Annotated in this window: 29 protein-coding genes and 6 pseudogenes; 9 read left to right on the top strand and 26 right to left on the bottom strand. The window is 70.4% G+C overall.

The genetic code is table 11. The features are described 5' to 3' along the window. The 3 genes and pseudogenes from MTP03_RS22740 to MTP03_RS09260 form a co-directional block, all read left to right on the top strand. Nucleotides 1-636: pseudogene (locus tag MTP03_RS22740) on the top strand (arabinosyltransferase domain-containing protein); the annotation flags it as partial. Continuing rightward, a pseudogene (locus tag MTP03_RS23585) lies at nt 561-2,367 on the top strand (arabinosyltransferase domain-containing protein); the annotation flags it as partial. The pseudogenes MTP03_RS22740 and MTP03_RS23585, both read left to right, overlap by 76 nt. Continuing rightward, nucleotides 2,304-2,810, top strand: a complete 507-nt coding sequence (locus MTP03_RS09260; RefSeq protein WP_248492107.1) for an arabinosyltransferase C-terminal domain-containing protein — start codon at nt 2,304-2,306, stop codon at nt 2,808-2,810. The pseudogene MTP03_RS23585 and the gene MTP03_RS09260, both read left to right, overlap by 64 nt. A 75-nt stretch (nt 2,811-2,885) precedes the next feature. Here MTP03_RS09260 and MTP03_RS09255 read toward each other — a convergent pair whose 3' ends face one another. The 4 genes and pseudogenes from MTP03_RS09255 to MTP03_RS09240 all read right to left on the bottom strand — a co-directional run bounded on the left by MTP03_RS09255 (nt 2,886) and on the right by MTP03_RS09240 (nt 5,264). After that, nucleotides 2,886-3,077 (bottom strand): DUF3046 domain-containing protein, encoded by a 192-nt coding sequence (locus tag MTP03_RS09255; protein WP_248491680.1) that lies wholly within the window; start codon nt 3,075-3,077, stop codon nt 2,886-2,888. 10 nt (nt 3,078-3,087) lie between these two features. Further along, nucleotides 3,088-4,228: pseudogene (locus MTP03_RS09250) on the bottom strand (glycosyltransferase). A 31-nt stretch (nt 4,229-4,259) separates the two neighbouring features. Next, nucleotides 4,260-4,430, bottom strand: a complete 171-nt coding sequence (locus MTP03_RS09245) for a hypothetical protein (protein WP_248491675.1) — start codon at nt 4,428-4,430, stop codon at nt 4,260-4,262. Between the two features lie 132 nt (nt 4,431-4,562). Continuing rightward, entirely contained in the window at nt 4,563-5,264 is a 702-nt protein-coding gene (locus MTP03_RS09240) for a hypothetical protein (protein WP_248491674.1), read from the bottom strand. Between MTP03_RS09240 and MTP03_RS09235 the strand changes: the two genes are divergently transcribed. Continuing rightward, nucleotides 5,259-5,411, top strand: coding sequence for a hypothetical protein (locus MTP03_RS09235; RefSeq protein ID WP_248491673.1), 153 nt, complete (start codon nt 5,259-5,261; stop codon nt 5,409-5,411). The genes MTP03_RS09240 and MTP03_RS09235 overlap by 6 nt on opposite strands. Before the next feature lie 36 nt (nt 5,412-5,447). Here the strand turns inward: MTP03_RS09235 and MTP03_RS09230 are convergent, their stop codons facing one another. The 4 genes from MTP03_RS09230 to pgsA form a co-directional block, all read right to left on the bottom strand. Next, nucleotides 5,448-6,263, bottom strand: coding sequence for a PspA/IM30 family protein (locus MTP03_RS09230; protein ID WP_248491672.1), 816 nt, complete (start codon nt 6,261-6,263; stop codon nt 5,448-5,450). 158 nt (nt 6,264-6,421) lie between these two features. After that, complete coding sequence (locus tag MTP03_RS09225) at nt 6,422-6,697, bottom strand: helix-turn-helix domain-containing protein (protein WP_248491671.1); 276 nt, start codon at nt 6,695-6,697, stop codon at nt 6,422-6,424. A gap of 28 nt (nt 6,698-6,725) precedes the next feature. Further along, nucleotides 6,726-7,229, bottom strand: coding sequence for a CinA family protein (locus MTP03_RS09220; protein ID WP_248491670.1), 504 nt, complete (start codon nt 7,227-7,229; stop codon nt 6,726-6,728). Beyond that, nucleotides 7,216-7,794: a CDP-diacylglycerol--glycerol-3-phosphate 3-phosphatidyltransferase gene (gene pgsA, locus MTP03_RS09215; protein ID WP_248491669.1), complete on the bottom strand. Its 579-nt coding sequence runs from the start codon at nt 7,792-7,794 to the stop codon at nt 7,216-7,218. The genes MTP03_RS09220 and pgsA overlap by 14 nt, the downstream gene beginning before the upstream one ends. Nucleotides 7,795-7,849: 55 nt before the next feature. Here pgsA and MTP03_RS09210 point away from each other — a divergent pair, with 55 nt between their 5' ends. Continuing rightward, the gene (locus MTP03_RS09210; RefSeq protein WP_248491668.1) at nt 7,850-8,356 is read left to right on the top strand and encodes an amino-acid N-acetyltransferase; all 507 of its coding nucleotides are present in this window, start codon (nt 7,850-7,852) and stop codon (nt 8,354-8,356) included. 213 nt (nt 8,357-8,569) lie between these two features. Here the strand turns inward: MTP03_RS09210 and MTP03_RS09205 are convergent, their stop codons facing one another. Next, nucleotides 8,570-9,037, bottom strand: coding sequence for a hypothetical protein (locus tag MTP03_RS09205; protein WP_248491667.1), 468 nt, complete (start codon nt 9,035-9,037; stop codon nt 8,570-8,572). A gap of 186 nt (nt 9,038-9,223) precedes the next feature. After that, nucleotides 9,224-9,997 (bottom strand): hypothetical protein, encoded by a 774-nt coding sequence (locus MTP03_RS09200; protein ID WP_248491665.1) that lies wholly within the window; start codon nt 9,995-9,997, stop codon nt 9,224-9,226. A 181-nt stretch (nt 9,998-10,178) separates the two neighbouring features. On the opposite strand from MTP03_RS09200, the gene MTP03_RS09195 reads away from it, so the two are divergent. Further along, nucleotides 10,179-10,907, top strand: a complete 729-nt coding sequence (locus tag MTP03_RS09195) for a putative protein N(5)-glutamine methyltransferase (RefSeq protein WP_248491664.1) — start codon at nt 10,179-10,181, stop codon at nt 10,905-10,907. Here MTP03_RS09195 and MTP03_RS09190 read toward each other — a convergent pair. The 5 genes and pseudogenes from MTP03_RS09190 to MTP03_RS09175 all read right to left on the bottom strand — a co-directional run bounded on the left by MTP03_RS09190 (nt 10,902) and on the right by MTP03_RS09175 (nt 15,626). After that, nucleotides 10,902-11,057, bottom strand: a complete 156-nt coding sequence (locus tag MTP03_RS09190) for a hypothetical protein (protein WP_248491663.1) — start codon at nt 11,055-11,057, stop codon at nt 10,902-10,904. The two genes, MTP03_RS09195 and MTP03_RS09190, sit on opposite strands and share 6 nt — an antisense overlap. A gap of 23 nt (nt 11,058-11,080) precedes the next feature. Continuing rightward, nucleotides 11,081-12,106, bottom strand: a complete 1,026-nt coding sequence (locus tag MTP03_RS09185; RefSeq protein WP_248491662.1) for a TerC family protein — start codon at nt 12,104-12,106, stop codon at nt 11,081-11,083. Nucleotides 12,107-12,247: 141 nt separating this feature from the next. Then, nucleotides 12,248-14,750, bottom strand: a pseudogene (locus MTP03_RS09180) (DNA translocase FtsK 4TM domain-containing protein). Between the two features lie 259 nt (nt 14,751-15,009). Beyond that, the gene (locus MTP03_RS23580; protein WP_371821018.1) at nt 15,010-15,258 is read right to left on the bottom strand and encodes a hypothetical protein; all 249 of its coding nucleotides are present in this window, start codon (nt 15,256-15,258) and stop codon (nt 15,010-15,012) included. After that, entirely contained in the window at nt 15,213-15,626 is a 414-nt protein-coding gene (locus MTP03_RS09175) for a maleylpyruvate isomerase family mycothiol-dependent enzyme (protein WP_371820931.1), read from the bottom strand. The genes MTP03_RS23580 and MTP03_RS09175 overlap by 46 nt, the downstream gene beginning before the upstream one ends. A 110-nt stretch (nt 15,627-15,736) precedes the next feature. Between MTP03_RS09175 and MTP03_RS09170 the strand changes: the two genes are divergently transcribed. Together MTP03_RS09170 and MTP03_RS09165 are read left to right on the top strand one after the other, a co-directional pair. After that, complete coding sequence (locus MTP03_RS09170) at nt 15,737-16,345, top strand: hypothetical protein (RefSeq protein ID WP_248491661.1); 609 nt, start codon at nt 15,737-15,739, stop codon at nt 16,343-16,345. Nucleotides 16,346-16,416: 71 nt separating this feature from the next. Then, on the top strand, nt 16,417-17,007 hold the full coding sequence (locus tag MTP03_RS09165) for a hypothetical protein (RefSeq protein ID WP_248491660.1): 591 nt from the start codon (nt 16,417-16,419) through the stop codon (nt 17,005-17,007). A 3-nt stretch (nt 17,008-17,010) separates the two neighbouring features. On the opposite strand, the gene MTP03_RS09160 is transcribed toward MTP03_RS09165, so the two are convergent. The 7 genes and pseudogenes from MTP03_RS09160 to MTP03_RS09130 all read right to left on the bottom strand — a co-directional run. Next, the gene (locus MTP03_RS09160; protein WP_305852790.1) at nt 17,011-18,975 is read right to left on the bottom strand and encodes a ribonuclease J; all 1,965 of its coding nucleotides are present in this window, start codon (nt 18,973-18,975) and stop codon (nt 17,011-17,013) included. A gap of 3 nt (nt 18,976-18,978) precedes the next feature. Then, nucleotides 18,979-19,884 (bottom strand): 4-hydroxy-tetrahydrodipicolinate synthase, encoded by a 906-nt coding sequence (gene dapA, locus MTP03_RS09155; RefSeq protein WP_248491659.1) that lies wholly within the window; start codon nt 19,882-19,884, stop codon nt 18,979-18,981. Nucleotides 19,885-19,927: 43 nt separating this feature from the next. Continuing rightward, nucleotides 19,928-20,398, bottom strand: coding sequence for a dihydrofolate reductase (locus MTP03_RS09150; RefSeq protein WP_248491658.1), 471 nt, complete (start codon nt 20,396-20,398; stop codon nt 19,928-19,930). After that, entirely contained in the window at nt 20,399-21,157 is a 759-nt protein-coding gene (locus MTP03_RS09145) for a thymidylate synthase (protein ID WP_248492105.1), read from the bottom strand. A 96-nt stretch (nt 21,158-21,253) separates the two neighbouring features. Further along, a complete protein-coding gene (locus MTP03_RS09140) occupies nt 21,254-21,802 on the bottom strand; it encodes an HNH endonuclease (RefSeq protein ID WP_248491657.1) in 549 nt (182 codons plus the stop codon). After that, nucleotides 21,730-22,404, bottom strand: a complete 675-nt coding sequence (locus tag MTP03_RS09135; protein ID WP_248491656.1) for a DUF222 domain-containing protein — start codon at nt 22,402-22,404, stop codon at nt 21,730-21,732. Before MTP03_RS09135 ends, MTP03_RS09140 begins: the two co-directional genes overlap by 73 nt. A gap of 168 nt (nt 22,405-22,572) precedes the next feature. Beyond that, nucleotides 22,573-22,719, bottom strand: a pseudogene (locus tag MTP03_RS09130) (flavodoxin family protein); the annotation flags it as partial. A 41-nt stretch (nt 22,720-22,760) separates the two neighbouring features. Here MTP03_RS09130 and MTP03_RS09125 point away from each other — a divergent pair. Further along, nucleotides 22,761-23,882, top strand: coding sequence for a DUF4238 domain-containing protein (locus tag MTP03_RS09125; protein WP_248491655.1), 1,122 nt, complete (start codon nt 22,761-22,763; stop codon nt 23,880-23,882). Here MTP03_RS09125 and MTP03_RS09120 read toward each other — a convergent pair. The 4 genes and pseudogenes from MTP03_RS09120 to dapB form a co-directional block, all read right to left on the bottom strand. Further along, nucleotides 23,875-24,357: a flavodoxin family protein gene (locus MTP03_RS09120; RefSeq protein ID WP_248491654.1), complete on the bottom strand. Its 483-nt coding sequence runs from the start codon at nt 24,355-24,357 to the stop codon at nt 23,875-23,877. The two genes, MTP03_RS09125 and MTP03_RS09120, sit on opposite strands and share 8 nt — an antisense overlap. A 19-nt stretch (nt 24,358-24,376) precedes the next feature. After that, nucleotides 24,377-24,910: pseudogene (locus tag MTP03_RS09115) on the bottom strand (TIGR03086 family metal-binding protein); the annotation flags it as partial. Then, on the bottom strand, nt 24,907-25,377 hold the full coding sequence (locus MTP03_RS09110; RefSeq protein WP_371820930.1) for a hypothetical protein: 471 nt from the start codon (nt 25,375-25,377) through the stop codon (nt 24,907-24,909). The gene MTP03_RS09110 and the pseudogene MTP03_RS09115, both read right to left, overlap by 4 nt. Before the next feature lie 5 nt (nt 25,378-25,382). Then, complete coding sequence (gene dapB, locus MTP03_RS09105) at nt 25,383-26,126, bottom strand: 4-hydroxy-tetrahydrodipicolinate reductase (RefSeq protein WP_248491653.1); 744 nt, start codon at nt 26,124-26,126, stop codon at nt 25,383-25,385. Nucleotides 26,127-26,130 lie beyond the last annotated feature (4 nt).

Raw genomic sequence — 26,130 nt, 5'->3', positions numbered from 1 at the left:
GTGCGCTCGCGGGGTGCGCTCGTGCACTCGGTCCCCCGATCGGAGTTGCCCCGGTGCGGGGAGCTCCGCGTACGCATCGACGCCGACGGTGCCACCGCCGCCGTCGGGCGGGACGAGGCGCACCGCGTACCGGGCGACGTGCGCCCCCAGGTGGTCGGCGTGTTCACCGACCTGCCGGAGGACCTGCGCGGCCCCGCGCCGTCGATGACGATCGACGTTGACTCGCGCTACACCTCGAGCCCGTCCGCGCTCAAGGGTTTCGCGATCGTCCTGGGCGTGCTCTGCGTGCTCGTGTCCCTCGCCGCCCTGGCGCTGCTCGACCGTGCCGACGGCTGGCGCCGCCGGCACGTGATCCCCCGGCACTGGCTGCACGTGCGGCTCGCCGATGTCGCAGTGCTCGGCAGCCTGCTCGTGTGGCACGTCATCGGAGCGCCCACCTCGGACGACGGCTACATCCTGGGCATGATCAAGGCGGCGCCGCACTCCGGATACATGCCCGAGGTGTTCCGTTACTACGACGCGCCGTACGCGCCGTTCGGCATGCCGTTCTACGTGGTCTCGTGGATGGCGGAACTCAGCGTGTCGAGCCCGTGGCTGCGGCTGCCGGCGCTGCTGTCGGGTGTACTCGCGTGGCTGCTGATCTCCCGCGAGGTGCTGCCGCGGCTCGGCCTGAGCAAGCGCCGCGCGCCCGCGACCACGCGCGCGCCCTGTGGGCGGCGGCCGCGGTGTTCACCCTGTTCTGGCTCACCTACAACCTCGGCCTGCGGCCCGAGCCGATCGTCGCCGTGGGCACGGTTCTCACCTGGTGCTGCGTCGAGCGCACGATCGCGACGCGCCGGCTCGCCCCGCCGGCGTCGGCCTGATCGTCGCCGGGTTGACCCTCTCGGCCGCCCCGACGGGCAGCTTCGCGTTCGTGGTGTTCCTCGTCGCGGCCGCTCCCCTGTGGCGGGCCGTCCGGTCGCACGTGCGCACCAACGGGTACGCCGCGTCGCTGTTGCCGCTCGCGGCCGCGGGCGGCTCGGTGCTCTATCTGGTGTTCGCCGACCACGGACTGGTCGAGATGCTGCAGTCGACGACGCTGCTCGGCGACGTCGGCCCGAGCGAGCCGTGGCACCGCGAGATCATCCGGTACGAGGCCCTCTTCCAGCTCAACCCGAACGGTTCCGTGGCCCGACGGTTCGCGATGCTCGCGATGTTCCTGTCCGCCGCGGTCGCCGCGGTGCTGCTGCTGTGGCGCCGGCGGATCCCCGGGATCGCCGCCGGCCCGCGCGGCGCGTGGTTGCCGCGATCGGCGTCTCGCTGCTGGTCATGGCGTTCAACCCCACCAAGTGGACCCACCACTTCGGGGCGTTCGCCACACTCGGGGCGATGGTCGCCGCGATCGCGGTGGTGGGCCTGACGGGCATCCGGCGGCCGCAGTTCCGGCTGCTGGCGCTCGCCGCGGTGGCGGGGTGCGCGACGCTGGCGTTCGAGTCCACGAACGGCTGGTTCTACCCGGGCAACTTCGGGATCCCGTGGGGCGGTGCGGCGCCCACCGTCGCCGGCATCGCCGTCGCGACCGTGTTCGGTGCGGCCACCGTCGTGCTCCTGGTCGCGGCGCTCGTGGTGCACGTGACCGGGTGGACGCCGAAGCTCCCCGACCTCTCCGGCCGACTGCCCGGGTTCGCCACCCCGATCACCCTGGTCGCGACGCTGATCATCGCGATGATCGGCGCGACCAACGCCGCGTCGATCATGGTCCAGCGGCCCGCCTACTCCTACGGCCAGCAGAACCTGCGCTCGCTGACGGGCAACCCGTGCGGCATGGCCGACGAGGTGCTCGCCGAGCGCGACGCCAACGCGGGAGTCCTCACGCCGATCGGGAACGCCCCGGACCCGTTGGTCGGCGCCGAGAACGCGAACTTCACCCCGAACGGCATCGCGGGCAGCCTCACCTCGAGCTCGCGCGGCGCGGCCGACCTGGTACGCACCGGCGACGCCGACAACACCCCGTCGAACACGGGCGGCACCGGCGGCGGCACTCTCAACGCTCCCGGCGTCAACGGCTCGACCGCGGCGCTTCCGTTCGGCCTCGACCCGGCCCGGGTCCCGATGGTCGGCAGCCGGCAGACCGGCACCCAGCGCTCGGCCAAGGCGGTCTCGAGCTGGTACGCCCTGCCCGTCGACGGGGTGCGGCAACTGCTCACGATCAGCGTCGCGGGCCGGTTCGGCGCCGGCGACCTGCGCCTCGAGTTCGGCGCCGGGAGCGGCACGATCACCCCGAACGGCGCCGTGACGCCGATCGACATCGGCCCGGCTCCGGCCTGGCGCAACCTGCGCGTCCCCGCCGAGCAGGTGCCGCGCGGCGCCACGGCCGTGCGGGTGGTCGCGACGATCACGGCACCGTCGGAGAACACCTGGGTGGCGTACACGCCCCGCGCGCCCCGAAGCTCGAGACGCTGCAGGAGCTGCTGGGCAGCGACCCGACCCTGGTCGACTGGGGTGCCGGGATCGGCTTCCCGTGCCAGCGGCAATGGCGGGAGAACGGCGGCGTCGCCGAGCAGCCACTGTGGCGGATCCTCCCCGAGCGCGACCTCGCCGCCGCCGCGACCACCACCTGGCAGGGCGGTGACGCGGGCGGGCCGCTGGGTTGGGCGCTGATGCTCGCCACGGCGCAGACGGTGCCGACCTACCTGAACCACGATTGGGCGCGTGAGTGGGGCGCGCTGGAGCGCTACGTGCCGTACGTCGACGCGCGGGCCGCCCAGCTGGCCCGCTCGACGGTGACCCGCCCCGGGTGGTGGACGCCCGGCCCGACGCCGCAGCAGTAGAGCGCGCGACCGGTTACCAGCGGGACCAGGGACGTCGGAGTCGGAACAAAGGGCACGCGCCCGACGTGCGACCGGTTACCAGCGGGACCGGGGGACGTCGAACTCGGAACACAGAGCCCGCCACACGTCCTTCGGATCGACGCCGGACTCGACGGCCTGTTCGCCCGTCATCCCGAAGGCATTCAGCCGATGGTCGCTCATCAGCGTGTCCCCGCGGAGGGTACCGAACTCGGCGTAGAGCAGTTCCTGGAACTCGGTGAGGCGCACGAAGGCAAGGTTACCGATACCCCTCGCAGACGAGCACGGGGTCGGCCACGCGGTGCGCGGTCGCGGCGGCGTCGCGCGCGGCGCGAGCGAACGACGGGTCGTCGAGAACCCGGCGCACCCCGTCGCGGATCGCCTCCGGAGTCGCGGGCCGCACCAGCACCCCGCTGCCCTGCCGCGCGACGCGATTCGCGAGTTCCCACTGATCGCCTGCGCCGGGGACCACCACCACGGGACGGCCCGCGGTGAGCGCCTTGGTGAGCATCCCGTGCCCGCCGCCGCAGACGACGGCGTCCGCCTTCGCGACCAGCAGGTCCTGGCGACCGAATCCGCTCGCGACCCACGGCTCTTCGAACGCGGGCGGGTGGAGGCCGCTCACCGCGACCCGCACGTTCGCGCCGCGCAGGCCCTCGACGGTGGTCTCGGCCAGGCCCTGCTCCCCCGTCGCGGCGGTCGACGGTGCCACCATCACCAGCGGCGCGGCCCCGTCGGGCACGGGGCACGCGGCGTCCGTCGGCTCCAGGGTGAGGGCCCGACGAGGTGCGCGCGTGCCGGCCAGTCGGGGCGGGGCAGCTCGAGGGCGGGGATGGTGGCGACGATGCGGCCGCGCGGTCCCGGATCCGCGGGGCGAGGCCGATGCCGGCACGGGCCGCCTCGCGTTGGCGGCGGCCATCGCGGATGTCCCGGGCGGTGAACGCGCGGAGCACGGCGTCGCGGAGCAGTTCGCGCGGCGTCTGCGCCGGCGCGAGGCCGGAGCCGATGGGCGGCAGCCCCTTGGACGGCAGGTACAGCGGGTGAGGACTCAGCTCGAGCCACGGAATTCCGAGCAGCTCGGCGGCCATGCCGCCGCCCGGGGTGAGAATGTCGGCGACCACCAGGTCGGCGCCGAACTCCTGGATGCCGGGGAGCACTCGGGTCCCGATGTACGCCGCTCGGGCGTGGATCTTGGCGCCGGCGTCCTCGTCGTCGTCGCCGGGACGGGCGGCCAGGCCCGGGAGTTCGCGGGTGTCGATGCCGTATCGGGCGCCGGTCTCGATCCACCGGCGCCCGGTGAACACGGCGGGCTCGTGGCCGGCGGCGATCAGGCGGAGAGCGAGCGCGAGACCGGGCAACGCGTGCCCGGCCTCGGATCCGGCTACCAGCGCGACGCGCACCCGCACTCCCCTCGTGCGGGCGACCCCGCGATCAGACGGTGGTGGTCGACTTCTTGCTCGAGCCGAGCCACTTGACCACCGTGACGATACCGATGACCACGAGCGCGATCATGAGGAGCGGGAACAGCCACTTGATGACCGCCGAGACCACCATGAGGGCGAGCCAGATGACGACGATGGCGCCGAGGATCTTCCAGAACATTGCAGTGCACCTTTCGAGGGATTCACGAGGTCTTTCGCTCTCCATAGTGCCCCGCACGACACTCGGAAGTCACCCTCTGAGCTGCGGTTTCAGGGAGATTTGGGGGTTAACCCCGAGGCCGCGGCGACGCCGTCACCAGGTGTGCGGATCGGGCACCGGCGGAAGGGCGGAGATGCCGTACGCCCAGGCCCGCAGCCGCTCCGCGGCGTCCTGCAGCCGCGGCGTGGCGTAGCTCAGTTCGTCGAGCCGGGCCGGCGACCCGAGCGACTGGCGGGCCGCGGCCACCGTCGTCGCGGCGGACCGGACCATCTCGCGGTACGCCTGGACGCCCTCGTCGAGGCTGCGCAGCCCGTCGTCGAAGGTGTCGCGCAGGTAGGCGGCCGAGCCGCCGCTACCGGCGACCACGCGTTCCAGGTCGGCGAGTTGCTCTGCGTAGGCGACGATCGCGTCGGCTGAGGACTCCGCGTCGTCGTCGAGCTCGCTGAGCGATTCGGGCGGCAGTGCGCCCGACCGGTACAGCACGGAGACCAGCGCCAGGAACTCCTGTTCGGCCTCGGCGAGGTTCCTGACGGGACCGTGCAGGGCCGACGTGGCCGCGGGGATCGTGCGGCGGGCGTAATTGCGGGGAGGCGCAGGCGTGCGCTTGAGGCGGCGGAACGTGCGGACCGCGTACGCGGCGGGGACCGCCATCACCGCGGTGACCGCGGTGGCGGTGCCGCCGACCACGGGCGCGGCGGCGGCGAATCCGCCGACCGCGACGACGGCGGAGGTCGACGTGGTGGCGGCCCAGCCGTTGACGACGCTCTTGGCGCGCTTGACCGAACGCAGATGCACGGCCTTCGGGTCCTTGCGCCGGGCCGGCGGTCGCGCGCCTCATCGGCGGCGCGGGCCGCGTTCTCCATGGCCTGCGACGCCGCGTTGATGGCCGAGGACGCCATCCGACCAGCGGAGGCCGCCACCGCCGAGAAGTCGGCGCGGTAGCGGCCTCGCTGGTCAGTCATTCGTCCTCGTTGATTCTCAGGGCTTCTGCAGGTTCGGGTTCGGCGCCTGCTGCGGGGTCTGCGGGGCGGGGGCACCCTGCGGCGCCGCCGGGGCGCCCTGGATCTGCCCGCTCGCCTGCATCGACGCGCGGATCTGCTCGAGCCGCGAGTGGCCGGCCATCTGCACGGTGGCCTGCTGCACCTCCGCCATCCGGCCCTGCACGGAGTTCTGCGCGAGCTCGGTGGAGCCGAGCGCGTTGGCGTAACGGCGCTCGATCTTCTCGCGGACCTCGTCGAGGTTCGGGGTGTTACCGGGCGCGGCGAGCTGGCCCATCTGGTTCAGCGACGCGGAGACCTGCTCCTGCATCTTCGCCTGCTCCAGCTGGCTGAGCAGCTTGGTCCGCTCGGCGAGCTTCTGCTGCAGCTGCATCGCGTTCTGCTCGACGGCGCGCTTGGCCTGGCCGGCCGCCTGCAGCGACTGATCGTGCAGACCCTTGAGGTCCTCGACACTCTGCTCGGCGGTCACCAGTTGCGCGGCGAAGGCCTCGGCGGCGTTGGTGTACTCGGTAGCCTTGGCCGCGTCGCCCGCGGCGGTGGCCTGGTCCGCCAGTTGCACGGCCTGGCGGGTGTTGGCCGACAGCTTCTCGACCTCGGCCAGCTGGCGGTTCAGCTTCATCTCGAGCTGGCGCTGGTTGCCGATGACGGCCGCCGCCTGCTGCGAGAGCGCCTGGTGCTGCCGCTGCGCGTCCTCGATCGCCTGCTGGATCTGCACCTTGGGATCGGCGTTCTCGTCGATCTTCGCGTTGAACAGCGCCATCAGGTAGCGCCACCCCTTGACGAACGGGTTAGCCATCGTCTCTCCTACGCCTTGTCGAGTCCATCCGGAGTATCGGTCCGGCCGTCCGGCGATCGCCGGACTCGTGGTTACCAATCTATCGGCAAAGGTGCCGCCGCGCCGCCTGGTCCGCGGGTTCGGGGATTTCCCCGAACCCGCGGACACCTCCCTCAGGGTCAGGCGGCTGCGAACGCCGGCGCCGGGATCACCATCGTGGGGATCGGGCGCATCGAGACGCTGGCCTGGGCGACAACCTCTGCCACGTCGACCGCGAGAGCGCCGCAGATCGCCGCCAGCAGCTCGCTGGACGCCTCCTTCTGGCCGCGCTCGACCTCGGACAGGTACCCCAGGCTGACCTGGGCCGCCGAGGAAACGTCCCGCAGCGTGCGACTCTGGCGCACCCGGGTCTTGCGCAGGTTCTCCCCGATCGCCTCGCGAAGCAGTAGAGCCATGCTCACCTCCGTGTTGATCTCTGACCAGTCAACGCGGAACGGACCCGGATGGTTCCCGATTCGCACAAACCCGCGCGGTCAGCTCGCGCAGCGCGTGGTCGACGGTGCCCCGCCGGATCGCGGCGCGGTCACCGTCGAGCTCGAGGAGCGTGACCGACGTGCCGGACGGGCCCGATATCCCCAGGTAGACGGTGCCGACGGGCACGCCGTCCTGCTCCGTGGGGCCGGCCACGCCGGTCAGGCCGACGCCCCAGTCCGCGCCGCAGCGCTCCCGCGCACCGTCGGCCAGGGCCCGGGCGGTGTTCGGATGCACGGGCCCGTCGCGTTCCAGGGCGCCCGACGGTACGCCCGCCAGGCTCGCCTTGAGGTCGGTCGCGTACACGATGAGCCCGCCGCGCAGGACCGCGCTGGCGCCGGGCACGTCCGCGATCGCGGCGGCGAACAGGCCCGCGGTCAGCGACTCGGCGGACGCGACGGTCTCGCCGCGCTCCGCGAGCGCGGCCACGAGGGCGGCCGCATCACCTGCGGGCACGCCACCAGCTCTGCAGGTAGTCGACGCCGGTCCACACCGTGACCACCACGGCCGCGCCCATCACGACCGCGCTCGGGATGTCCATCCAGGGCTGCAGCGGCATGAGGTACAGGCCGATCGCGATGGTCTGCAGCAGCGTCTTGAGTTTGCCGCCACGGCTCGCGGGGATGACGCCGTCGCGGATCACGACGAAGCGGAACACGGTGATTCCCAGCTCGCGGGCGAGGATCACGGCCGTCACCCACCACGGCAGGTCCCCCAGCACCGAGAGTCCGATGAACGCGGCGCCGGTGAGCGCCTTGTCCGCGATCGGATCCATGAGCTTGCCGAATTCGGTGATGAGCCCGTAACGGCGGGCGATCTGGCCGTCGATCCGATCGGTGATCATCGCGATCGCGAACACGGCGAAGGCGATCCAGCGCCACCGCGCGTCATGCCCGCCGTCCACGAACAGCGCTGCCAGGAACACCGGGACGAGTACGATCCGGAGCACCGTCAGCGCGTTCGCCACGTTGACGTTCGAGACACGTGTGCCCGTCGGGACCGCGCCTTCCGATGCACTCACGCCGCTCAGCCTATCGGTAGCTCGATTCCGCGGCCCTGCGCGCTACTGTTTGTCGGTGAACACCGACCACGACGATGTGCTCCGCCGCGCCCGGACCTCCGACGTCCCCGCGATCAAGCGCCTCATCGACGTGTACGCCGGGAAGATCCTGCTGGAGAAGAACCTGGTCACCCTGTACGAATCGGTACAGGAGTTCTGGGTGTACGAGGTGGACGGCGAGGTCCAGGGCTGCGGCGCGCTGCACGTCCTGTGGTCCGATCTCGGTGAGATCCGCACCCTCGCCGTCAATCCGGCCGTGAAGGGCCACGGGATCGGGCACAAGATCGTCGCGCGACTGCTCGACGAGGCGCGTTTCCTGGAACTGCGGCGCGTGTTCGTGCTGACCTTCGAGACCACCTTCTTCGGCCGGCACGGCTTCGAGGAGATCGACGGAACACCCGTGAGCGCCGAGGTCTACAACGAGCTCTGCCGCAGCTACGACGAGGGCGTCGCCGAGTTCCTCGACCTGAGCTACGTCAAGCCGAACACCCTCGGCAACACCCGCATGCTCGTCACGCTGTAGTGATTCAATTCTCGGACGGAGGGTTCCCGCCCGGCATCCGGGCGCCGGGCCCCGTCGGTTGTTGCGCGGGATGCCACTGCCAGTGCCCCTGAGGCGGCGCCGGATTCGGATGCGGCCTGCCCCGATTCGGCAGGGGCGCACCGGGCCGAGGATGACGCATCGACCGCTCGACAGCCTCCGCGGCCCAGCCGACGAGGATCGGAATCACGCGAATCAGCAGGATCGACAGGACGGCGCCGACGTAGAGATACGGGGTGCGCCCCACCGCTCCCGGACCGCGGGACCCAACCCCCAGTTGAGCAAGGCCCACATGACGAGCGCAGCGGGCACACTCACCAGCCACAGCCAGCCGTCGCGTCGCGCGACTCCCCAGCCGACCGTGGCGAGCACCACGCCGAACGCTGACAACACGATCATCAGGATGGCCCCCGCATCGGTTCGGATGAACGCCCACGGAGCGATCACCGGAATCACCGAGAGAGCGCCTGCGACGAGCCAGCAACCCGCCCCGGCGATCCTGCCCAGCGCACCCCGGCCGACCAGGGCGAGGTAGACCACCACGATGAGGTAGGGCACCACGGAGACCGCACCGGCCGGCACGGCACCAGTCGAGTGGAGCGCGCGTAGGCCGAACGCCACCAGCAGGCAGAAGAACGCGATGCCCCCGGAGGCGAGTGCCATCCTCGTCCCGGTCGGCCCCGGCTTGCCCGACCGGGCGGGCGGCACCGTCGGGCCACCGGCAGGTCCTGATTGCTGTCCGTACACGCGCTCCCCAGTCCCGCCCGGCGATCGGGCCGAGGAGAGCGTAGTGCGGACTCCGCCCCTGCGCCCGCGCCGGACCCGGGATTCATCCGTTCGGATGACGCGTCAGTACTGCGGCGGTCCTGGGCGGAAGTTCTGCTGCGATCCCTGCGGGCGCTGTCCGTACTGCCGGCCGGGCCCGAACTGTCCGCCCTGCTGCCAGGGCCCCGCGGGCGGCTGCTGCGCGAGCGGTGTGGTCGTGGAGCCCCGGGTCAGCACCTCGAGCAGCCAACCGATCACGATCGGGGTCACGTACTGCACGACCACGAACAGGACGGGCCGCGCGAAGTAGTTCCCGAAGGTCTTGCCGTCATAGTGGTCGAAGGCGAAGAACGACATGTCGCTGAGACCGAAGGTCCAGATCGCCCAGGTGACGATCCCGACCGGAATCGAGACGGTCCACAGCCACCCGGCGCGGCGGGCGATTCCCCACGCGGTGATCACCACGATCGTGATGAGCAGCCCGAGTGCGAAGTTGAGGACTTCCGCCCAGGTCGGCCACCCGTCGACGAGCCGGACGAAGACGACGTTCACCAGGTCGAGCACGAGCGCGAAGGCCATCAGGCCGCCGCCGACGAGCTTGCCGACCATGCCGCGGCCCACGACGAGCAGATACACCAACGGAATCACGTCCAGCGCGACGAACGCCAGCGAGGCGAACCAGCCGCCCAGGTCGAACTGCTCGACCACGAACCGGACGACGAAGATCCCTACGATGAAGGCGATCGGGACGCACGCCGAACCGATGGCGACGCCCGGCCCCGTCGGGCCCGGTTTCGCGGGTTTCGCGCCGACCGGGACGAACGGCCCCCTCGGCGGCACCGGTTGCTGTCCGTACATGCGCACTCCCCGTTCCGGCCGGACCGGTCCGGCGTCGATCGCAGACTAGTCCTCGGCCGGACGACCCGCGCGATCACCGCTCGATCCGGCCCGCCCGCACGGCCGCGCAGCACGGTGGGCGCCGGCGGTCGGGGCTGTCGAGAGCGTCGTCGATGACGGCTGACCGTGATTGACTCCACCCGTGACCGTGATCAGCGACCTCCGGGCTGCGGGCTGCGTCTTCGCCGAACGGGAGGCCGCACTCCTCGAGGCCGCCGCGTCGGGCGCCACTCTCGACGCGCTGGTCCGGCGCCGCTGCGCGGGTGAGCCGCTCGAGTACCTGCTCGGCTGGGTGGAGTTCCGCGGACGCCGCCTCGCGGTGGGGCCGGGGGTGTTCGTCCCCCGCCGGCGCACCGAGTTCCTGTCGCAACTCGCCGACTGCCATGGGGTCCTCGTCGAGCTGTGCTGCGGTGCGGGCCCGATCGCCGCGACCGCTGCCTCGGCGAAGACGTACGCCGCGGACATCGACCGCGCCTCGACCGAGTTCGCCACCCGCAACGCACCCGAGGCAACGGTGCTGCTGGGCGATCTGTACGGGCCCCTACCGGCCGAGCTTCGCGGCACCGTCGACGTGATCGCGGCGAACGCACCGTATGTCCCCACCGCGGCGATCGCGACCATGCCCGCGGAGGCCCGCGACAACGAGCCCCGGCTGGCGCTCGACGGCGGCCCGGACGGACTGTCTTTGCACCGGCGCATCGCGCTGGACGCTCCGCGGTGGCTGCGTCCCGGCGGCCGTGTCCTGATCGAAACGGGCCGACAGCAGGTCACCTACACGATCGCGGCCCTGCGGTCGGCGGGCCTGCTCACGCACATCGAGATCGACGACGAACGACAGGCCACAGTGGCCGTCGGCGTGATGCCCTCATGACGCGGCGCTGCGGCGCTCGCTGAGGACCTCGACCACGGCTTCCACCACGCTGATCGGAGTGTTCACCACGTCGTGCCAGGTGACGGCCAGCACCGTGAACCCCAGGCGGGCGAAGGCGTTGCGCTTGTCGTGATCGCCCCGGAAGCGCACGGAGTCCTTGTGGAACGCATCGACTACTCCGAGGCCGGACCGGAACCGCCGTCATCGAGTGCCTTCTGCCCGTCTCGCTTGGACTTGATCAACGACGCCACGGTCGTGATCACGAGCACACCGAGGATCACCGAGAGCGACAGCCCGGTGGAGATCTCCGGGACCGCGAGGTGCTCACCGCCGTTGATGAAGGGCAGCGTGTTCTCGTGCAGCGCGTGCAGTACCAGCTTGACGCCGATGAAGCCCAGCACGATCGACAGTCCGTAGGACAGGTACACGAGCCGATCGAGCAGCCCACCGATGAGGAAGTACAGCTGCCGCAGACCCATGAGCGCGAACGCGTTCGCCATGAACACCAGGTACGGCTCCTGCGTGAGGCCGTAGATCGCGGGGATGGAGTCGAGGGCGAACAGGACGTCGGTGAAGCCGATGACGACCAGCGCCAGCAGCAGCGGCGTCGCGACCTTCCGCCCGTTCACCTTGGTGATCAGCTTGTCGCCGTCGTACTGGTCCGTGGTCGGGACGATCCGCTTGAACAGCGCTGCGACGCGGCCCTCGCGCTCCTTCTCGTCCTCGATGGGCCCCTCCTCGGACGAGGCCTCGCGCACCAGCTTGATCGCGGTGTACAGCAGGAACGCGCCGAAGATGTAGAACACCCAGGAGTACGCGGAGATCGCCGCGGCGCCGACCGCGATGAACGCGCCGCGCATCACCAGCGCCATCACGATGCCGATCAGCAGCACCTTCTGCTGATAGATCCGGGGCACCGCGAACTTCGCCATGATGATGACGAACACGAAGAGGTTGTCGACGGACAGCGCCTTCTCCGTCACGAAACCGGCGAAGTACTCACCACCGTACTTCGGCCCCGAGACCGCCCAGACCCCGATGCCGAAGACGATCGCGATGCCGATGTAGACCGCGGACCAGAACCCGGATTCCTTCAGCGTGGGCTCGTGCGGCGTCCGCACGTGACTGAAGAAATCGAAGACGAAGAGGCCGAGAACCACCAGGATCGAGACGATCCAGACGACAGCCGAAACTTGCATTGCATACACCTCCGGTACAGATCCGGAGGTCTCTCCCGACCCGACCTGCGGGTCCGGCGCGCCCGGGTGGATGTCGATCCACCGTGCTGACGTTCACGCCGCGAGCGGGATACTCCCCTCACACATGCAGGCCCGACACTATCAGAAGTCCGGCTCCTCGTCCTCCGAAGCAGGCGCGTCGCCGCCGCGCAGAACCACCATCAGGCCGGGCAGCTCGTCGGGCGTGACGAGCACCTCGCGCGCCTTCGACCCCTCCGACGGCCCCACGATGTCGCGGGTCTCCATGAGGTCCATGAGGCGGCCGGCCTTGGCGAACCCCACGCGCAGCTTGCGCTGCAGCATCGACGTCGAGCCGAACTGCGACGACACGACCAACTCCACCGCCTGCAGGAACACGTCGAGGTCGTCGCCGATGTCGGGGTCAACGTCCTTCTTCTCGACCTTCTGTACCGTCACGTTCTCGGCGTACTCCGGCTCCGCCTGGTTCTTCACGAAGTCGACGACGGACCCGATCTCCTCGTCGGTGATGAACGCGCCCTGCATTCGGGTGGTCTTGCCGCCCATCGGCAGGAAGAGCGCGTCGCCCATCCCGATGAGCTTCTCGGCGCCGGGCTGGTCGAGGATGACCCGCGAATCGGTCAGCGACGACGTGGCGAACGCCAGCCGCGACGGCACGTTCGTCTTGATCAGGCCGGTGACCACGTCCACCGACGGCCGCTGCGTCGCCAGCACCAGGTGGATGCCGGCGGCCCGGGCCTTCTGCGTGATCCGAACGATCGCCTCCTCGACGTCGCGTGGGGCGGTCATCATGAGGTCCGCGAGCTCGTCGACGATGGCGACGATGTACGGGTACGGCCGGTACACGCGCTCGCTGCCGAGCGGCGTGGAGATCTCGCCCGAGCGCACCTTCCGGTTGAAGTCGTCGATGTGCCGCACGCGCGAGGCCTGCATGTCCTTGTACCGCTGCTCCATCTCCTCCACGAGCCAGGCCAGCGCGGCAGCGGCCTTCTTCGGGTCGGTGATGATGGGCGTGATGAGGTGCGGGATGCCCTCGTACGGGGTCAGCTCGACCATCTTCGGGTCGATGAGGATCATCCGCACCTCGTCGGGCGTCGCGCGCGCCAGCAGCGAGACCAGCATCGAGTTCACGAAGCTCGACTTGCCCGAGCCCGTCGAGCCGGCGACCAGGAGGTGGGGCATCTTCGCGAGGTTGGCGTTGACCATCTCGCCCTCGATGTCCTTGCCGAGGCCGATCACCAGCGGGTGCGTGTCCCTGCGGGTGTTGTCCGCCGCCAGCACGTCGGCCAGGCGCACCATCTCGCGGTCGGTGTTCGGCACCTCGATGCCCACTGCGGACTTGCCGGGAATCGGGGCCAGCAGCCGCACGTTGTCGGTCGCGACCGCGTAGGAGATGTTGCGGTGCAGCGCGGTGACCTTCTCGACCTTCACGCCCGGGCCGAGCTCGAGCTCGTACCGCGTCACCGTCGGTCCGCGGGTGTACCCGGTCACGGCGGCGTCGATCTTGAACTGCTCCATGACGCCGCTGATCGCGTCGATCATGGCGTCGTTGGCGCTGGTTCCGGCCTTCGCCGGTTCGCCCTCGATGAGCAGATCCGCCGGCGGGAGCACGTAGTCGTCGCTCTCGATGGTCCGCGCCACCGTGAACTCCTCCGACTTCGGCGCGGGGGGCGGCGTGTGGTCCTTCACCACGGCCGCCCGACGGGGCCGCGCGCGCGTCGCCTTCGGTTCGACCTCGACGGTCGGCTCGTCCGACGGTTCCGGCTCCGGCGCGATCGGCTCGGTCACCCGGTCAGACGGTGACTCGTCGGCCTCGGTCGCATCGGCGGCCGCGGCGGCCTTGCGCCGGCGTCCGCGCGCGGGCGGCTCCGGGTCGGCCGGATAGTTGTCGTACGGGTCGCCGTAGGGCGAGGGCCCGCACGGCCGCACCGGACCTGCCGGACTCGAAGGCCGCGAACGGCGAGTCGAGATCACCGTCGTCGGCCGGGTCGCCGTCGGCCTCGCCGTACTGCTCCCGCAGGTCGACGCCGAAGTAGAACTTGAGCCGGTCGACGATCTCGCGCACCGTCATCCCGCTCACCAGGAGCAGGCCGAACAGCGCGACCAGGACGAGGAGCGGCACCGAGATCCACGGCGTGAAGCCATCCGTGAGCGGGCCTCCGACGACGTAGCCGAGGTACCCGCCGGACGCCGACCTGCCGTCGAAATCGGCGGGTCGGCCGGCGGCGATGTGCAGCAACCCCAGGAAGGGCAGGACGATCAGCGCGCCGCCGACGCGATGCCGGACGTGCGCGGCGGGGTTGTCGGGGCGGCGCATCATGACCACGCCGAGCGCGATCGCGAGCGGCGGGACGAGGACCGCGAACCAGCCGACGACCGCGCGGACCCCGGTCGAGAAGAACGAGCCGACGGGACCGCCCGCGTCGAAGTAGAGCGCGGCGCCGAGCACGATCGCGACGGCGAACAGGGCGAGCGCGAGACCGTCGCGCGAGTGCGTCGGGCGTGGCGGCGTCGTTTCGGCGCCCGGCTCGAGCACCGTCGTCTCGGTCGGCGCACTCCCCGTGCGGACCGCGCCGCCGACACCCTTGGCCAGCAGTTTCCAGCCGGCGCCGAGCCCGCGCCCCACTCCCCTACCGGCCGCAGAGGCGGTCCCCGCGCCGGCGCTGCCTGCTTGCCGCGGGCGCGCGGCGCGGGCTGGCGACTGCGCGTCGGGCTCGCCGCGCGGCTGCCGCCGCCCGCGCGCGAGCTCGCGGTACGGGAGCTCGCGCCGCGGCTGCCCGCCTGCGTGCGGCTGGTGGTCTTCGATGCCATGGGGTCAGTCTATCGACAGTAACCCCATCCGTATCAAGTGCCACACATGTAACAGCAGCGCCTACGGCGGGTCGCTACAGCGCGCGGACCACCGACCCCAGAAGTTCGATGTCCGTGTCGCCGCCCTCGAACGTCACGAGCGCCTCGTCGCGGCCGAACGCCCACATCGCCACCTCGCCGATCGAGCCGATCACCGCGACCGACGGTCCGCGCCCCACCGTCACCACGGTGCCGGTCTCGGTCGTGAGGCTGATCCGCAGCGGGGCGCCGCGCATCGTCATCCGCGCGATCCGGGCCACGACCGCCTCCAGACCGCGCTGCACGCCGGGATCCAGGACGCGAGGCGACCAACCCGGGCGTGCGCGCCGAATGTCCTCGGCGTGGACGAAGTACTCGCCGAGGTTGGCCTGTTCGTCGACGAGCCGGAACGGCGACAGTCGCGGTGGCCGTCGGCGACGGCGTCGAGGAGTTCGTCGAACGGCCGTGCCGCGTACTTCGCCTGCACATGCTCCGTGTAACCGGCGAGGGGGCGCAGCAGGATGCCCGGCGCCGCGTCGAGACGGCCCTCGCGGACAACGAGATGGGCGAGCAGTTCGCGGACGTTCCACTCGCCGCACAGGGTGGGCGCGTCGGGTCCGGCGGCGCGGGCCGCATCGACGAGGGCGGCGCGTTCGATCCGAGCAGGCTTCACGCCGCCACCCTAGTCCTCGCGTCGCCCTTCCCCGGTTCCCCGACCCACCGTTCCCCCTGACCAACCATCAGTGCACTGAAATCAACCGGAACTGTCGTATGCTTCACGCCATGACTGCGAACTCCACGTCGACCTCGCGCCGTACGCGCTTCGCCTCGGCCGCCGCCCTCGTCGCCACCCTCGCGACCGGCTCCGCGCTCGTCGCACCGGCGGCCTCGGCCGCGCCGGTCAGCACGGCGCTCCTGCTCACCAAGGCCCAGTTCCCGGCCGGTTCCAACGACTATCGGGTCACCCCGAACGCGCGGGCGTCGAAGGTCGGCGCGGAGGGCGATGTCACGCCGGAATGCCGCGCCACCACCGATCGCCTCAACCGCACGCTCGCCGGGCTCGACGGTGCCACCGCCACCGCCCGCAACGGCTACTCGCTGATGGCGTCCGCCGTGCTGTCGCCGCCGGTCACCGGCCAGTGGCGCACCGCGGTCGCGCAGTGCGGCGAGTCCAAGGGCCGCCCCGCGGTGCCGGGCGACCTGGCGCGGTACAACCCCGTGATCCTCACCAACCACAAGGACGGGCGCCTGCAGTCCGTCGAGGGATTCGCCGATGTGAACGGCTACACCGTCGACGTCTTCGTCGCCGGACTGAGCCAGACCCCGGCCAACACCGCCCGGTTCTGGCAGGTGTTCCGCGCCCAGATCCAGAAGGTCCAGGCGGGTCGCTGAGGTCCGCCTCCCCGACCCGCCCGATGGGCTAGGCTCCGGCGACGACGAGATCCGTCGCCGGAGGAGTGAACATGAGCATTCGACGTCTGGTCGCAGGCACGACGGCCGCCGCGGCCACCATCATCTGCCTACCCGCGATCGCGCAGGCCGCGCCCGTGTCGCCGCAGCATGCAGTCCTGGCCGCGCATGAGTTCCCCCTCGGCAGCACCGGCTACAAGGTCGAGCGGGAGAAGCTGTCCGCACTCGAGGGCGTACCGTCCGACCCGGGCGCGGCTTCACCCTGCGCGACCGCGCTCACCGCCCTCACCGAGAGGCTCGCGGACAGCGAGATCGTCGAGGCCGAAGCGGTCCGCGGCACCACGGAGCTCGAGGCGTCGGTCCTCGATACCACGGTGACCACGGCACGCCGGGACGCCGCCACCGCCTGCCGCTCGAGCGTCGACGCGGACGACCGCCCGTCGACGCTGCAGGCGCCCGCCGACCTGGCCCGGCTCAAGCCGTTCATCTTCGCCATCGGCACCGACACCCTGCAGGCCTGGGTCGACGTCCGCGGCGTCACGGTGATCGTCGAGGCCGAGGGCAAGAACGACGCGGCAGCGGACTCGGAATCGTTCTGGCAGACGCTCCGCGCACAGGTCGCGAAGGTCGAGCGCCAGCCCTGATCCCTACTCGCCCACCACGATCACGGTGGGCACGATCATCGGGCGACGGCGATACGCCTTGTCGACCCAGCGGCCCACCGCGCGTCGCACGCCCTGCGCGATGCGGTGGGCCTCCTTGACCCCCTCGGCGGCGAGGTCGGCGATCACGTCCTCGACGATCTGCTCCGCCTCCTTGAGCGCGGTCGGGTCGTCCGAGAAGCCGCGGCCGGAGACCTCGGGCTTGCTGACGGCGTTGCCCTCCTCGTCGATCGCGACGGTGATGGCGATGAAGCCGCCCTCGCCCAGGACGAGGCGGTCCGACAGCGTCGACTCGCCCACGTCACCGACGGACGTGCCGTCCACGTAGACGTGGCCGACGGGTACCTGCCCGACGATCTTCGCAACGCCGTCGACCACGTCGACCACTACGCCGTCCTCGGCGAGCATGATCCGGTCCTTCGGCACGCCGGTCGCCTCAGCCAGCGCGGCGTTGGCGCGCAGGTGCCGCCACTCGCCGTGCACCGGCATCGCGTTGCGGGGCCGCACCGCGTTGTACAGGTACAGCAGCTCGCCCGCGCTGGCATGGCCCGAGACGTGGACCTTCGCGCTCTGCTGCGTGATCACCTTGGCGCCCAGCTTGGACAGCCCGTTGACCACCGCGAACACTGAGTTCTCGTTGCCCGGGATCAACGAGCTGGCGAGGACGACGAGGTCGTTCGGCGAGATGGTGATGTTGCGGTGCTCGCCCCGCGCCATCCGCGAGAGTGCGGCCAGGGGCTCGCCCTGCGATCCGGTGGAGATGAGCACGACGCGGTCGTCGGGCAGGGAGGCCGCGGTGTCGAGGTCGACTTCGACGCCCTCGGGCAGGTGCATGTAGCCGAGCTCCTGCGCGAGCGCCATGTTCCGCACCATCGACCGGCCGACGAAGGTGATCCGCCGGTTGTGGGCCATCGCCACCTCGGCGATCTGCTGGATGCGGTGCACGTGGGAGGCGAAGGACGCCACGATGACGCGGCCCTTGGCCCGCCCGATCACGTTGTCGAGCACCGGGCCGATCTCCCGCTCGGGGGTCACGAAGCCGGGGACCTCGGCGTTGGTCGAGTCGACGAGGAACAGGTCGACGCCCGCGTCGCCGAGGCGCGAGAAGCCGGCGAGGTCGGTCAGCCGGCCGTCGAGCGGCAGCTGATCGAGCTTGATGTCGCCGGTGTGCAGCGCCACCTGGCCGCCCGCGTGGATCGCGACGGCGATCGCGTCGGGGATGGAGTGGTTCACGGCGAAGTACTCGCACTCGAACGGGCCGTGGCTGGTCGACTCGCCCTCGCGGACCTCGATCAGCTTGGGCCGCAGCCGGTGTTCGTCGCACTTGGCCTTGACCAGCGCGAGCGTGAACTTGGCGCCCACGACGGGGATGTCGGGCCGCAGCCGCAGCAGGAAGGGCACCGCGCCGATGTGGTCCTCGTGGCCGTGGGTGAGGATGATCGCCTCGACGTCCTTGATGCGGTCCTCGATGTACCGGAAGTCCGGGAGGATCAGGTCGACGCCGGGCTGCTGGTCCTCGGGGAAGAGCACGCCGCAGTCCACGATCAGCAGCTTGCCGTCGTACTCGAAGACGGTCATGTTGCGACCGATCTCCTTGATGCCGCCGAGCGCGACGACGCGCATGCCGCCCTTGGGCAGCTTGGGCGGGGCTCCCAACCGTTCCACGGCGGCCGACGGTGCCTTCTGGCCACCGCCGCGCCGTCCGCCACCGCCGCGGCGGTTCGAGCCGCCCTTCGACGTGGACTTCTGCGGCTGCTTGGCCTCCGCTTTCGCCGTCGGCTGTTGCGTAGCCGGAGCCGCAGCCGCCGGGGCTTGCGCCGCCGGGGCCGTGTCCTCGACGACGACCCGCGCCGCTGAGGTCGAGATCACCGGCTTCGGCTCGGCGGGCGGACCCGCCTGCCGGGTGGCCTTGCGGCCCCGTCGGGCTCCGCCTGCTGCACCGTCGGTCATTGTTTAGAGCACCCCCGCTTGGGTCAGTAGCGCTGCGAGCCGGTCGCGCTGGTCACCGGTGGGCGGCACCTGCGGGAGGCGCGGAACACCCATATCGAGGCCCTGCAGGGCCAGCGCCGCCTTCGAGAACGTGACGCCGCCGAGGCCGGCCATGGCCTCGTAGACGGGCCCGAGGGAGGCGTTGATGTCCTTGGCGCGTGCGATGTCGCCCGCGAAGTAGGCGTCGCGCATCGCGCGCAGCTGCGGCGCGACGACGTGCCCGATGACGGAGACGAAACCCACCGCCCCGACGGAGAGCCAGGGCAGGTTCAGCGGGTCGTCGCCGGAGAGGAACTGCAGCCCGGTCTCCGCGATCAGCCGCGCGCCGGCTCCCAGGTCGCCCTTCGCGTCCTTCACGCCGATGATGTTCTTGTGCTCGGCCAGCTTCCGCAGCGTGTCGGTCTCGATCGGGACCACGGAACGCGGCGGGATGTCGTAGAGCAGCACGGGCAGGTCGGTCGCGTCGGCGACGGTGCGGAAGTGCGCGAGCAGGCCCGACTGCGGCGGGCGCGAGTAGTACGGCGTCACCACGAGCAGGCCGTGCGCGCCGGCCTCGGCCGCGTCGCGGGCGAACACGGCCGACTCGTCCGTGTCGTAGGTGCCCACGCCGGCGGTGATCTTCACCCGGTCGCCCACGGCCTCGAGGATCGCTTTGAGGAACTGGATCTTCTCCCACGGCTGCGTGGTGGGCGACTCGCCCGTCGTGCCCGCGACGATCAGACCGTCGCAGCCCTGGTCGGCGAGGTGCGACGCCAGCTTCTGCCCCGCCTCGAGGTCGAGCGTGCCGTCCTCCTTGAACGGGGTCACCATCGCCACGGAGATCGCGCCGAACGGTGTCGTGGGCGATGTGGTCGCCGAGGTCGCACTCATAAGCGCTAAGGCTACCCACCCGGCGGCGGAAAGCTGCTATTGGCTAGCGGTTGCGCCGGTAGGTCAGGTGTCGGTAGCGCAGGCCCGACGAGGACTCGCGCCACTCGGGTTCGCCCGTCCGGCGAAACGTTTCCGGGATCGACGGTGCGCGGGTGTCGCCCTCGATGTCGGCGTCCACCTCGGTCACGGCGAGCAGGTCCGCGGAATCGATGACGGCGGCGTAGATCTCGCCGCCGCCCATCACCCAGACGTCACCCTCGGGGAGGGCGAGGTCGTGCTGGACGACGGCACCGTCGGCCTGCCACGACCGGTCCCGCGTGACGACGATGTTCGTGCGGCCCGGCAGGGGCCGGAACCGCGGCGGCAGCGAATCCCAGGTGCGGCGGCCCATGAGCACGGTGCTGCCGGCGGTGGTCTCGCGGAAGAACGTCATGTCCTCGGGGATGTGCCAGGGGATGCCACCCCCGTCGCCGATCACTCCCCCGCGGGCCTGCGCCCAGATGAGTCCGATCATCTACACGGCCACCGGGGCTTTGATGGCGGGGTGGTGCCGGTAGTCGTGCACCGTGATGTCGCCGTACTCGTAGTCGAAGATGCTGGGCCGCTCGGTGAGTTCGAGCCGCGGGTACGGGTACGGTTCGCGGCTCAACTGCTCGGTGACCTGCTCGACGTGGTTGTCGTAGATGTGGCAATCGCCGCCGGTCCACACGAAATCGCCGGGTTCGAGGCCCACCTGCTGCGCCACCATGTGGGTGAGCAGCGCGTAGCTGGCGATGTTGAAGGGCACGCCGAGGAACAGGTCGGCGCTGCGCTGGTAGAGCTGGCAGCTGAGCTTGCCGTCCGCCGCGTAGAACTGGAAGAAGGCGTGGCACGGCGGCAGCGCCATGTTCTCGATCTCGCTGACGTTCCACGCCGACACGATGTTGCGGCGGCTGGACGGGTCGGTCTTGAGCAGCTCGACCGCCTTGCTGATCTGGTCGATGTGTTCTCCGTTCGGGGTGGGCCAGCTGCGCCACTGCACGCCGTAGACGGGACCGAGCTCGCCGTCCGGCGCCGCCCATTCGTCCCAGATGGTGACGCCGTTGTCCTGGAGCCACTTGACGTTCGAGTCCCCGCGGAGGAACCACAGCAGCTCGTACGCGATGGACTTCAGGTGCACCCGCTTGGTGGTGATGAGCGGGAAACCCTGGGACAGGTCGAACCGGAGTTGGCGCCCGAAGACGCTGCGCGTCCCGGTACCGGTGCGGTCCGGCCGGTGCGTGCCGTTCTCCATCACGTCGCGGAGGAGGTCTTCATAGGGCGTCGCGATCACAGCCCCAGTCTAGAGGCGACCACCGACAGGAACGGTCGCGGCGCGGGCGCGCCGCGCTCACGCCGCTTGGTCCGGTGCGGTGGACCGGTGGGTGTGCCCGCTGGGTGTTCTGGTGTCGACGGTGTGCCGACCGCTCGGGTCGGGGATGACGGTGCTGGCCCAGCCGGTGGCTTCCTTGGCGTAGTTGCACGCCGCGCACAGGCCCTGCCCGTTGTCGAACTCGGTGGGCCCGCCGGCCCCGTGCGGGACGATGTGGTCGATATGCGCAATCGGGGCGTCGCAGTACGGGGTGCGGCAGTAGCGATCCCGCGCGCGGATCATCTCGGCGAGCCCGTCGGGGAAGCACCGGGCCCGCGAATCCATGCCGACGACCGCGCCGGATTCCGGGGCGATGTAGAGCCGCTTGACCCAGGCGTTGCCCGCGGCGGTGGCCCGCCCGATGAGGTTGCGGGCGATCTCCGCCGGCATCGTGCCGCCGCCGTCCAGGTGCGCCGTGCCGGGCTGGTCGCCGAGCAGCACGGTGGCCGGCATCGTCAGATGCACCGTGACGGGCTGACCCTCGACGATCTCGCGGCCGGTGATCCGGGCGAACGCGGTGTCGGCCATGATCTGCCCCGCGTCCGCAGCTCCGCGCCGATGCCGATCAGGGTGTCCGCGTGCCGGCGCAGCGCCGCGTACACCCCGACGCCCTGCGCCACCGGCAACAGCACCGACACCCGCGCCATGCCCTCCGGCAACGGCCGGATCGTCACGGTGCGATCCTTTTCTGCCGACGCGTTCCGATCCACCGTGCCCTGCGGATCCAGGTCATACGCGACCTTCGACACCAGGTCACCGATGCGGCGCAGCCCGCACCCGGCGAGCGTCGCCGGATCGGCGCACAACAGCTCATCCGCGCGTCGTCGATCGCAGGCGTCCAGGTGCGCCAGGCCACCGACGATCACCAGGATCGCCTCCGGCGACAGATCACCTTCCCGCAGCCGGGCGCGCGTGTGCGGCAGGTTCTTCTCCAACTCCACCGCCCGGTTCAGGAACTTCGCGGCGGTGTGCGACGACATCCGCAAGGCGAGCCCGATCTCCCCGGCGACACCCTGCTGCCACCGGGCCTGCGGCAACCCCGCCGCGATCCGTTCGCACACCCGCTGCCGCAGCAGCTCTGCGGCCAACCGGTACTGCTCGAACACCGCCCGACAGCGCTGCCGTTCCATCGAACACAACTGATCGACCACGCCACCATCGGGCGGCTGATCTTATTCTACCCCAACGTCTTCTTTCATGCTTCGACGCTACTCCGACCGACTGACAAGTTTTCGATGACGCGGGCAGTTAACGAACACGACGACCGCCGGGCTCATCGGCCCTCGACGGAAAGCCGCCTACCCCTCCATCAGCTGCGCGGCCACCGTCGCGCCGAGATTCCAGCACTCCTCGAGCTGATCCTTCGTCGGTCTGCCCGACACCACCACGTACGGGGTCACCTTCACCCAGCCGAGCCCGGCGGTGATGGAGTCCACTGCTCGCTGGACGGTATCGCAGCGGGAACACCACGAATAGGATCAACGGAATGTCCGGCTCTGTTCCAGTTCCCGGCGGGTGGACCGTCAGACGAGTTCGAAATCCGTGGGGTCGCGTGCCGCACACCGGCGGCGGACGAAGCTTGACTGACCGTGCCCAGCAGCTCGTGGATCGCATCACAGAGAGAGCGCGTTCTCAGGACGCCGAGAGTGTGCGTCGCCACCACTACGTTCCTCGCGCCTACCTGCGCCGGTGGTCGTTCGACTCCCGTCGAGTTTGGACGTTGGATACGAAGACTGGATCAGTTCGTCCCATCGGGGTCGGTGACCTTTGCGTCGAAGAGAACTTCCACCGAGTGCTCGGGCGAAACGGCGAGCCCCACAATGCTGTCGAAATGATGTTCGGCGCTGTGGACCAGGAGCTTTGCCGTATGCAGAAGCTGTTCGATGGCCTCCAAGATGCCGAGACGCTAACGCTCGACGATCTCCAGATCCTCTGTGTTTCGATCGCCTCTCAGCGCATGAGGACTGTCCAACAGAGAAGGCTCCAGAGTCAGAGCGCCGCTTGGATGGCCGCGCAGAACCCCGACTTCAAGCCGTGGGTTCGGGACGCGGCCCCGCACTTCGCGGCGGGTATCCACACCAAAACGCTGTTCAGAGCCTTATGGGAGGCAACGGACGTGTTTGTCGGCAGGCAGATCGAGGTTTGGGAGGACGACGCCGAGCGGTTCATGACATGCGATGCCCCGGTGCTTGTCCCATTCCTCAAAGGTGGCAACCGACCGCCGCTCCTCGAAGCTGACCGAATCATATGGCCAGTGAGCCCGAGAAGAGCGGTGGTCCTGAGCCGCGAACTAGTGGGCGAACGCGCGATCATTCGCTCGGCGAACGGGAAGGACGTTGGAATCGTTCGTGACGCAGTTCTACAGGGCCGCGAACGAATGATTATCGCTGGGGAATTGCAGTCATCCCGTCTGGCCCGGTTGAAGCGATTCAACGGCCGCCGCGCTCAGGTTCAAATGCGGTGCTCAGACCGTAGCCCTGACGGCGAATACGTCCCACCACCTGGGTGTGTCGTCCGCACGTCGGATGCATTCGCGGCAAAGCCTGACGTCGTGCTCTGCGCCCAGGGCTTCCATCGCCCAGCTCCCGACATGTACGACCTCACTTAATCCCCACAAGCCTCTCGGCGCTACCCTCCATGAGCTGCGCGGCGACCGTCGCGCCGAGGTTCCAGCACGCCTCCAGGTCAGCCTTCGAGGGCTTGCCCGAGACGACGACGTTGGGCGTGACCTTCTCCCAGCCGAGGCCGCCGGTGATCGAATCCGCCGCCCGCTCGGCCCCCTCGGTGCCCTCGTTGCCGTGGACGTAGAAGCCCCACGGCCGCCCCCGTGTGGAGTCGAGGCACGGGTAGTAGATGTTGTCGAGCCCGTGCTTGAGCGCGCCGCTGAGGTACCCGAGGTTCGCGGGGGTGCCGAGTACATAGCCGTCGGCCTCCAGCACGTCGGCGGGCGACAGCGTGAGCGCGGCACGCCGCACGATCTCGACGCCCTCGATGTCCGGGTCGGTGGCGCCGGCGATCACAGCCTCGAACATCTCCTGGCAGTGCGGAGACGGCGTGTGGTGGATCACCAGCAGCGTGGTCATGTTCGCCCCGCGAAGGCCGGAGGCGATCCGCCGGCGCCTCGGACGCGGCGACGCCGCTCGGACCGAACATCCCTCGCGCACGCAGCTCTTCGATGACCGGCGCAGCCTCCGCGAGGAGGTACTCGGCCACCTCGCCCGGCGGTTCCCATGCCTGCGACAGGCCCATACATAGATCGTAGGCATGCAGGGCAAGCTCCATGACCCGCATGGTAATCAGCTCGCGCCCCGGTCGCGGGCCCGCACGATGATCGACGGGCGCATCGAGGTCGGCGTCCGCAAGCGCATCCCGGAACAACCGCTCGTATCGCCAGAACTCACCCACCGGATCCGATCCGACGTAGTCGTTCGACCGCGTCGTCGCGGTGTCCGCGGCAGAAGCACCCGCGAGGAGCATCGCGTACCGATGCCCGCCGCCCCCTACGTGGTCGATCAGCGCACGGTTGTCCCACCCGTCGCATCCGCTCGGACGGTCGAGCGTCTCACCCGAGACGGAGGACAGCAACCCGGCCCAGTACTCCTCGGCCGCGGCGAGCTTCTCCTGCACGCCCGTCATCGGGACGACTTCTCCATCGACACGGCTTTGGTCATCCACTGCCGGGCGCGGGACCGATCGCCGGCGTAGTCGTACGCCCGGGCCAGACGGTACGCGTTGACCCACGAATCCGGGTCGGCCTCGAACTCGGCCTTCACCTGCGCGAACAGCGCGTCGGCGGCGTCGCGCTGCACGCGGCCCGACGGCATCTTCGGCAGGTCCGAGACGTCGAGTTCCCGCCCGAGCGCCTTCGCCGAGGCCGCCAGCTTCTGATGCGCGTAGCCGTTGCTCAGCACCGACCACAGGATCCACAACCCGACGAGCCCGACGAGCACCATCCCGAAGCCGAGGCCGAGGTTCGCGCCGCCGCCGCGCCGAGCGATCATCCACGCCCAGGCACCGATCAGCCCGATGTACATGAGCATCGCGGCCGCGAGGAACCCGATGACCAGCAACTGGCCCAGGTTCCCCCGATCGCGGCGCGCCACAGGGCTCACAGATCCATGAACGGTTCGATGCCCACGGTGAGACCCGGCCGGGACGAGATGCCGCGGACGCCGAGCAGCACGCCGGGCACGAACGAGCTGCGATCGAGCGAGTCGTGCCGGATGGTCAGCGTCTCGCCCTGGGTGCCCATCAACACCTCCTGGTGCGCGACGAGGCCGGCCACGCGGACCGAGTGGACGCGGACCCCGTCGACCCTGGCGCCACGCGCGCGGTCGAACTCGGCCGAGGTGGCGTCGGGCATCTTGCCGCGCCCCGCGGCCTCCCTCGCCTCGGCGATCAGCTCGGCGGTGCGCGACGCGGTGCCGGACGGCGCGTCGGCCTTGTGCGGGTGGTGCAGCTCGATGACCTCCACCGAGTCGAAGAACTTCGCGGCCTGCGCGGCGAAGCGCATGCACAGCACGGCGCCGATGGCGAAGTTGGGGGCGATCAGTACGCCCACCTCGGGCTTCGCGGCGAGCCAGCGACGCACCGTGTCCAGCCGGTCGTCGGTGAACCCGGTGGTGCCGACCACGGCATGAATCCCGTTGTCGATGAGGAACTCCAGGTTGTCCATCACGGCGTCCGGGTGGGTGAAGTCGATCACCACCTGGGTGTTCGAGTCAAGGAAGCCGGTGAGCATGTCACCCGCGTCCACCGTGGCGCTCAGCGCCAGATCGTCGGCCGCCTCCACGGCGTCCACCATCGCGCGGCCGACCTTGCCGCCGGATCCCAACACACCCACGTTCAGCATGCGC

This window comes from Tsukamurella sp. PLM1, assembly GCF_023168325.1.
Taxonomy (GTDB): Bacteria; Actinomycetota; Actinomycetes; order Mycobacteriales; family Mycobacteriaceae; genus Tsukamurella.
This window is presented reverse-complemented; position numbering and strand designations above follow the sequence as displayed.